At 56.3% G+C, this 8,088-nt stretch carries 5 protein-coding genes and 1 pseudogene; all 6 read right to left on the bottom strand.

Annotation, left to right across the window (positions count from 1 at the left end; translation table 11 throughout):
• Window positions 1-145 precede the first annotated feature (145 nt).
• On the bottom strand, window positions 146-2,113 hold the full coding sequence (locus tag ACQZ40_RS25435) for a HAMP domain-containing methyl-accepting chemotaxis protein (RefSeq protein ID WP_142914316.1): 1,968 nt from the start codon (window positions 2,111-2,113) through the stop codon (window positions 146-148).
• A gap of 414 nt (window positions 2,114-2,527) precedes the next feature.
• Window positions 2,528-2,965, bottom strand: coding sequence for a TadE/TadG family type IV pilus assembly protein (locus ACQZ40_RS25430; protein WP_142914317.1), 438 nt, complete (start codon window positions 2,963-2,965; stop codon window positions 2,528-2,530).
• Window positions 2,962-3,531, bottom strand: coding sequence for a TadE/TadG family type IV pilus assembly protein (locus ACQZ40_RS25425; protein WP_142914318.1), 570 nt, complete (start codon window positions 3,529-3,531; stop codon window positions 2,962-2,964). Before ACQZ40_RS25425 ends, ACQZ40_RS25430 begins: the two co-directional genes overlap by 4 nt.
• A gap of 29 nt (window positions 3,532-3,560) precedes the next feature.
• Window positions 3,561-5,654, bottom strand: a complete 2,094-nt coding sequence (locus ACQZ40_RS25420; protein ID WP_244614311.1) for a Tad domain-containing protein — start codon at window positions 5,652-5,654, stop codon at window positions 3,561-3,563.
• A pseudogene (locus ACQZ40_RS25415) lies at window positions 5,651-6,316 on the bottom strand (EAL domain-containing protein); the annotation flags it as partial. The gene ACQZ40_RS25420 and the pseudogene ACQZ40_RS25415, both read right to left, overlap by 4 nt.
• Before the next feature lie 567 nt (window positions 6,317-6,883).
• Entirely contained in the window at window positions 6,884-7,876 is a 993-nt protein-coding gene (locus ACQZ40_RS25410) for a helix-turn-helix transcriptional regulator (protein ID WP_142914320.1), read from the bottom strand.
• Window positions 7,877-8,088 lie beyond the last annotated feature (212 nt).

Genomic DNA, 8,088 nt, shown 5'->3' with positions numbered 1-8,088 from the left:
AAGGATTTGCACCTGTGTCATCTGCCTTTCCTCCGTGAGCGCCACCATGGCGCTGGGCAGGCATCATACTCCGATGGGGGCATCCACCCCATCAGTTCAGCACGGCCGCAGGGCATGCGCCCTACCGCGTCAGTCTCACCTGCGCCTAGAATTCTTCCCAACTTGCATCGGAAACAGCAGCGTTGGCGTGGAAGGAAGACGCAAGTCTCGCCCTCATTTGGCGGGCTGGCGAAGCAACCGGATTTGACCTGACGGCGGCAGGTGCGACAATGCTGGGCGCTTTGCTATGATTTGCTGCCCCCTGCGTTCCGATGTTGAATTGAGCAAGCAGTTGAAACAGTGCCCCGGCTTCGGAAGCCAGATTATGGGCTGCCGCGGTCGATTGCTCCACCATAGCCGCATTTTGTTGCGTGCCCTGATCCATCGTGTTGACAGACGTATTGATCTCCTTGAGACCTGTCGCCTGTTCCCTGGAAGCTTCCACGATCGCGCTGACATTGCCATCAACCTGCTGGACCTGGACGACAATCTCTTCGAGGGCTTTCCCGGTTTCCCCGACGAGGTTCACGCCACGCTTAACATGGTCGTTGGAGGTATTGATCAGATCCTTGATTTCTTTGGCCGCCTTGGCCGACCGCTGCGCCAGCTCGCGCACTTCCTGGGCAACCACTGCGAAGCCTTTTCCGGCGTCTCCGGCGCGGGCAGCTTCAACACCTGCGTTCAGCGCCAGCAGGTTTGTCTGGAACGCGATCTCGTCGATAACGCCGATGATGTTACCGATCTCGGAGGCTGAAGCCTCTATTTTCCCCATTGCGTCAACGGCATCTCGCACGACGCGGCCGGAATGCTCGGCGCTTTCCTTTGTTCGACGGACAAGCTGTCCTGCTTCTTGGGCACGGTTGCTCGAATCGGAAACGGTCGTCGTGATCTCTTCCAGGGCTGCCGCAGTTTCCTCAATGGAAGCCGCCTGGTTTTCCGTGCGCTTTGCAAGATCATCGGAAGAAGAACGAATTTCTTGTGCGCCGGATGCAATGGCGCTCGCATTTTCAGCCACTTTTTGCATGGCACCGCGCAGCCGTTCGACAGCTTGATTGAAGTCGGTCCGCAACTGGTCGAGCGAAGGAATAAAGGGGGTTGTAATGCTCCGGGTGAGATCGCCGTTCGCCAATGCCTGCAGGGCGTCTGCGAGTTGGGTTACAGCAGCGCTCGTCTGCTCGGCAAGATTGGACCGCTCCTGGGCGTCTACTTCCAGCCGCGTGCGCTCTTCGCTGGAGCGTTTTGCCTCCCGCTCCGTGTCCGCCACAGCCTTTGCGGAAATTACATCTCGTAGCGTGGCAACTGCGCGCGCCAGCTTTCCGATTTCGTCGCCGCGCTGCTCCAGATATCGATCCCCTTCCATGTTGCCTTCGGCCATGGATTCCAGCGACCCTTGCAGCCTACCCATCGGGGCAACGATCGAGCGTGCAGTCAAGGTCGCGACGATCAAAGCGATAAAGACCGCGCCTCCTAAAGCCATGAATGCGAGCGAGTTGAACCCGCTGACTGCTCCACGCACTTCTGCGCCAGTCGCCTTGTTCAGGTTCTCTTGATAGTCGATGAACTTGTTGATTGCCCCTAACCAGGTAACGAATAGTGGCCGCGCCTGTTCCAGAAGAATCTTCCGAGCTTCATCAGAAGCCCCTTTTGTCTGAAGCGAGATGATTTCTGTGACAAGCGGGTTGGTTTTAGCCTGTATGCCCGCAATTTCGTTCAGGATTGCACGCTCGTCGGCAGTTGCGCCGACGGACGAAGTAATCATGTCCGCCATCTTTTTCTCGTTTTCGGCGTAAGCTGCGGCAAGCTTTACAATCAAATCGATGGTAGCTTGCCGCTCCTCTGCAGTTGCGACAAGGGTTACGTCCCGGATCGCGATCGCCCTATCATGGACACTACCCCGATAGTTGATGGCATAGCGCTGCTTGACGCTGTTCACGTCATTGATCACGCCGAGGTTGTCGTTGATCTCTGACACCTGTTTCGTGGAGTAAAGCGTCAAGCCCATCATCAGAACGAGCAGGACCCCAAAACCTGTTACAAGGCGCGCAACTACGCCGAACACCCTAAACTTTACCATCTTCCATACATCCTTTGAAGCAACCTAATGGCCGATCTGACACGCGACAATGCGAAAGCGGGAAAAATCGCTCTGTACTTTCACATGCAAACGCAATTCGACTTCGATTCTAAAATATAAGTGTTAATTTTATGAGAATTTTTATTGAAAATCGCAGTACTTTCTCCATTCACAACGCAAATCCATGGTTTGTATCTTAGTTTTACTCGCGCTCATATTTCCCTGCTGCAGAGCGCGATTCTCCTGAGTGATTTAAGGCTTGTCGGGTATGGACAAGAGCAGTTCGAAATCCGGGTCACGGTCAACAGGGTGGCACGTTTTGTCGTGCGGATTCGCGTGATGGCTGCTGCCCCACGAATTTACATGAACTCGATTGAGCTTCGGACCCGTCCGGGACAGAATTTCGTCTCTTCGTCAGTGATTTGTAAAGCAGGCTTCCGCTCTGAGACCAGTGCCCCCGGCAAGGGATGTCAACAGGGAGGGTACGACGGTGGAAAACTGATGACTGATCTTAACATGCGAAAACCCCGCCAATCCGTAACAATCGGCCTCATGATCGAGGGTAACCGACGCGCTATCCAAACTGACGTACCAGCCTGCCGCCGTGTTCTTCGCAAACGCCATCGCCTTGGTGGCGCTATAGACACCATTCTCCTCGCACTCGAGCTGTGGCACTCCCATGCACCGTGCCGTGGCGATCGCAGTGTCATGAAGCGCGTGGCTGGTCCAGAGCATCCGACCGAACTCCATGATGCCGAACAGCAGCAGCAAAAATACCGGCATGACGAGGGCGAATTCGACGGCAGTTGCGCCGGAATTTGAGCGCCAGAGCTTTTGAAAGCCGCCGCTCATTTCGTTTGCACCACGGCGCTGGCGTACAAAAAGCCGTCTTTGACCATGCCGTAGCTCGTAAACAACGGAGCGTAAGCCTGTTTCACGGTAATCACGACATACTTGCCGCCGATGGTGCCGCCAGGACAGGATGTCCCGCAAGAACGGACGCCTCCCCAATTCAGCGTCCAGGCTCCCCCGGTCGGGCAATAACAGGAATTGGACTGGCTTGCTGCTCCGCTCAACTTGATCTTCGTCCCGTCGTAGTCCGCTTTGGCGCCATTGTTCACGACAATCTCGGCATGCGTTTCACTGGAGGCTATTCCGCCCGCGATGATTGTCGCCATTTTTGCGGCCAAATCGTCACCGTTTGTGCTGTCGACCTGATCGGTATGAACCATGGCATAGCTTGCGCTGTCCGAGACTGCCGCTTCCAACTGGAAGCGGGAGAAAAGCAGCAATCCAAGATCAAGGCTGCCTGCAAGGATAAGCGCGAAGAGCGGCGCAACGAGCGCAAACTCGATTGCAGCAATACCCCTGGCGTCTTCGATCAGCCGACACCATCTGTTCTCGACAGGAGAGCTCATATCCCTTCCGGTTGCGTGTTGATTGAATATCATTGGACCAAAGCCACCTTGCCGCTGCCGGTTTGTAATTTACACTCGGACATCATCTGCGAACCGCCAGACAGGGATATGCTGGCGCCGATCAGTTGCAGGCAGCCGGTCGCCGCGTCGCCGATTTGCCCGCCGCCACCGAAGTCAATTGCGCCATTCGGGAAATAAAATGCCCCGGAGATCCTGCCGCGTCCGCCCGAAGTAATCTCTGCGCCCGCCGTTCGTTTTGAGGACTGCGGACCAATCACCGCGAGGTTGGCATGGTCTCCGCTGGAGGGCGCCGTCAGGGTGATGGCGTTGCCGCCGGTCAGACAGAAGGCCTTATCCTTACACTCCCAATCGGACGGTGTCTCGGTACCAGAGATGGCGATGGTGACATTCGTCCCGGAAACGGCTGCGGTGTCGCTGCAATTGGCTCCACCGGTATGAACCGAGAAATACCCGTCCACCGCATAGACGCCGGCGCCCAGCTTCGCTCCCCCGGCGAGATTGACGTTCCCGGAGATATCGTGCTGTGCGCTGGCCGGGAATGTGATGCAACTCCCGCCGCCACCTCCGTCGACGTCGCCATCGACACGAAAGACACCCTTGCCGGAACTGGCGTCCGCCAAAGCAGTCACGGAGCCGCCGCCCACTCCGATCGCATTGTCACCGCTCGACTTGCCGATGATGTAGCTGTTGCTGGTTCCCGCGCCGAGCTTCATCATTGCGCCATCGCCGGTATGGAGGCCCGCGTCAAGAACGAAAGTGCTGGGGCCATCAATCGTCAGCTTACCATCGCTGCACAGGCTGTAGAGGGCATTTCCGCTGCAGAGCGCCTGCTTTGATTCGTTCCATTCCGCTTTCGGTACAATCTGTCCGACGTGGAAGATACCGGAACCAAATGTAAGATCAGCACCGATAATACCTCCGGCGACATTGAACGTCCCGTCACCGAATTCCAGTTTCGTGCCCTGGGCGTTCTGGATTCTACCGGAGAAATTATAGGTCGTGTTCTTGCTGCCAGTGACATTGAACTTTACCTGAATGTCGCCATGGACCCGTAGTGACCCGATATTAACCTCGGAGCCTGAACAGGTGATGTCCCATCTGGACATCCAGTACTGATTAAAATTGGACGAGTCGTAGCGACACCCAACAGCCTCTATCGCCGCGGCGGTCTGCACCGGTGTCGCCTTGTCGCCAAATTCTATATCGGGTCCTTTGCCGACCTTGACCGCAAATGGCCATGACGCCTTGCGGATGATATCGAAACGGTCATGAAGCGTCGCGACCCCTTTATTTTCTGCGAGAGGATCACTCGTATATTGCCGGGTAACGGGTGCTGGACTGCCGTCTGCCTGGACGATGTTGCTTGACCACTGGCACGGCTCCGATGCGCCTTCGTAATAGGTGGCGCTTTTGGCCGTGATTTTGGTTCCGCACGGGGCCACGATATCGCTGTTGGAGGCGACATAACATTTACCGGCATTCGCCTGTACGCCGCCGGAAAGGGTGACGCCCGACGCGGACTTGTCCAGGGCGACAATGCAGCCATTTTCTGCCGCACCAATAGACGAATAGGCCTGGGCGCCGATTTCGAGCTTCGGACTGACGCCGAGAACGGGCGCAAGAACGAGCGTGTTCGTGGTGGTAATCGCAACGTGCACCGCCTGAACACGGGCATCCTTCGGGGAGGCGGTCAGGGAGACCTTAACATCGGCGCCATCGACGCCGTTGAGCTTCGCCACCGCGAGTGCCGCGACCTTCATCTTATCTTCCGACTTTGTGGTGCTGTAGGCGAGCGCGCCGGCATAGGAGGCAAGATCGGAAACCCGCTGGTTCTCGTCTCGAACCAGCAGGCCGTAACCATATTCCACTGCGAGAGCTGCAAATCCGATGACGATCGGCAAGCAAAACGCCGCCATGATTGCAATGCCGCCATCGCGATTGCGGCTTAGCGATCTCAATCTTGACAGAAGCGAATTATGGTACCGAATTCGCCCTCCAAGCATGGTGAAATGCGCTCGCTCGTCGTGTAGTCGCGCGTCGTGGTCATCAATCTTGGGATGAGTAGCATCGGCACGCCATTGTATTTTCTTATTCGTCGTCATGCAGCGACACCTTGTTGAGTAAGCTTCACGGCTATTTCAGCCGCTGACATCGGTTTGCCGACGAGAAAACCTTGGAACTGGTCGCATCCCGTCTGCCGCAGGATTTCCGCCTGGTGCGTGTTCTCGATTCCCTCGGCAGTAACGGGGATGTCGAGGGCCGTGACCGACAGGGCAAGCCCCGGCCAGCCCTTGGCATGCCGGATCGACGCGCGCAACATATGCATTCCGAGTGCATCGATGAGGCCGGACTTCTCCGCAAGGGGAATAAACACCTCCGGGCTGATGCTCCCAGCGCTGGTTTGCCACCGCGCCAGGGCTTCCACGCCGAGAACCGTGCCAGTCGACGCGGATACGAGGGGCTGGAACACGGGCTGGACGGATCCGCTGTTTATGGCCTGACGCAATTCACCTTCGAGGTCGGAAATGCGCTGACGCTCCTGATCAAGCTCAGGAACATACCCAACGGCATGACCTTTGCCGTTTTCCTTGGCGCGACAGAGCGCCACATCGGCTCTCCAGAGTAGTTCCATCGGCTCCTCGTTGCCTGTCCGGGCAACGACACCGATGCTTGCTCCGACTTCGATCGTACGTCCGTCAATGCGAAACGGTTCTTCGATGAGTTTGGCCGTTTGAACGAACGTCTCTTCCATTTCCTGCCTGGACTTCCGCATTTCCTCTTGCGTCTGCTCCGCAATCATCCGGTACAGAAGACGGCCGATCGCCTCCTGATTGTTGTCGATCGCCGCAATGGTGAGTGCGCCATTAACGTCGGTATCGATAACCGCGCTGTAGGTAGTGTCAATCGACCGAAGCTTCCTTGCCTCGTAGAAGCTGACTCCCGAGCCAGTGGCAACTGTGAGAAGCGTCAGACCCAGCAATTTCGTGCCAATTTTCAGGGATTTCATGGACATATAAAGCGTGCCTCTGGAAGAGATTAACAGGCAGTGAGAAGCAGATCCGCGCGGGCTCACGGACGCTCCCTTTACCTGCGCGGGCGTCAACAAGGATATGGATCATGTTTGAAAAGGACCGCTTCAAATCATTCGAGCGGAGAAGACGCCTTCTAAGACATCGCGACCGCTGGTCACTGATGAGTGGCATCGTCGGGCCAACCAAAACGTCAATAAAATTAACAATATCTTGCCTCGTGAGCCGCGAACTAAAACGGCTGCGCAAACGGGATAGTATTCGCGAAAAACGGACACTTTACCGACATCCCGATAACAGCCTCAAATCGTTGGCAGGCGCTTCCTTGTTTCCGATGGGCTCTCGCCGTAAGCGGCTCGGTAGGCGAGAGCAAACCGCCCGAAATGAAAGAAACCCCATTTCAGACAGATACCCTTCACGGACTGGTTGTTGAACGGATCGAGAAGGTCTTCGCGGGCCGCTTTCAGACGGATGCTGCGAAGATAAGCGGCGGGCGTCGTTTCCCTGAAAGCACGAAACCCATTCTCAAGCGTGCGAACGGAAACGCCGGCCGCCTCTGCGATCATCGACATGGATATCGGCTGGTCAATATTTTCATGCATGAAATCAACCGCACGGTGGACGTGCCTCGGTGCAATCAGATGGACTTTTCTGTCCAGCAGATGTGAGAGCCGATGGGGAACCGTTCGTACAATTAGGTCAGCCAGCGCATTGGTCAGGTTGGACATCGCGATAGGAGAGCGAAATAGTGGTCCGTTGTCGCGCATGCCAAACGAGATGGCTCTTGCAAGATTGCCGATCAACTCACCCGAGTGGAGGGAGAAATCCAGGACCGGCATCAGCGCGAGTGATCCATCCAGCGGCCTCTCAAAAATCGCAGCGACCGCTTGCACCATGACGCCCCAGTCGAGCCGCAGGGCCTCCGAACGATGTGGGGCTCCGCGGATATGGAAGCGCTCAGCTTCATGATTGTTCACGACGAGCACCTTACCCGGTGGGCCTTCGACCCTGTGACCACCAAGTGTGACGTCAATGGCACCCGTTTGCGCCAGCAGGATCGATAACCACTCAGGCGTCTCCTGGACCGCGTGTGCCTGCCACTCAGTCTGAAATTCACTGATGATCAGGGTTGCCGTACCATCGCTCCAGAGGCCGGACTTCCACTCAAAGTCACGCCCCAAACCTTCTGGTGATGCATTAAAAGGACCAAACCGGCTGGAGAAAGTCTCAACCATATCTTCAAAGGTCGTGCCGGAGTAGGAAGACTTGAAATCAGTTGCCTGTATTGCAGTCATTCATTTGCTTCTAAAATATGCAGGTGCAGCTATCGGCTTCACCATTGCGACCGAAAGTGACAGTAGGACGATCTGGTAATGCCCCAAGTTTAATTATTGCGCGTATCGTATAGGGCTGTCAATCGGCGCGGAATGTTGACCCCTTATCGGCGTCCAATATTCACCCCCTGTAGGCGATCAGCGCTTGGCCTGCCCGGCGCTGGCCGGGGTTG

The sequence above is a fragment of the Agrobacterium sp. 16-172Ci genome (assembly GCF_053522725.1).
This window is presented reverse-complemented; position numbering and strand designations above follow the sequence as displayed.

Coding starts and splice junctions, on each gene's coding strand:
- ACQZ40_RS25435 (WP_142914316.1), bottom strand. CDS start 2,113: ATGGTAAAGTTTAGGGTGTTCGGCGTAGTTGCGCGCCTTGTAACAGGT.
- ACQZ40_RS25430 (WP_142914317.1), bottom strand. CDS start 2,965: ATGAGCGGCGGCTTTCAAAAGCTCTGGCGCTCAAATTCCGGCGCAACT.
- ACQZ40_RS25425 (WP_142914318.1), bottom strand. CDS start 3,531: ATGAGCTCTCCTGTCGAGAACAGATGGTGTCGGCTGATCGAAGACGCC.
- ACQZ40_RS25420 (WP_244614311.1), bottom strand. CDS start 5,654: ATGACGACGAATAAGAAAATACAATGGCGTGCCGATGCTACTCATCCC.
- ACQZ40_RS25410 (WP_142914320.1), bottom strand. CDS start 7,876: ATGACTGCAATACAGGCAACTGATTTCAAGTCTTCCTACTCCGGCACG.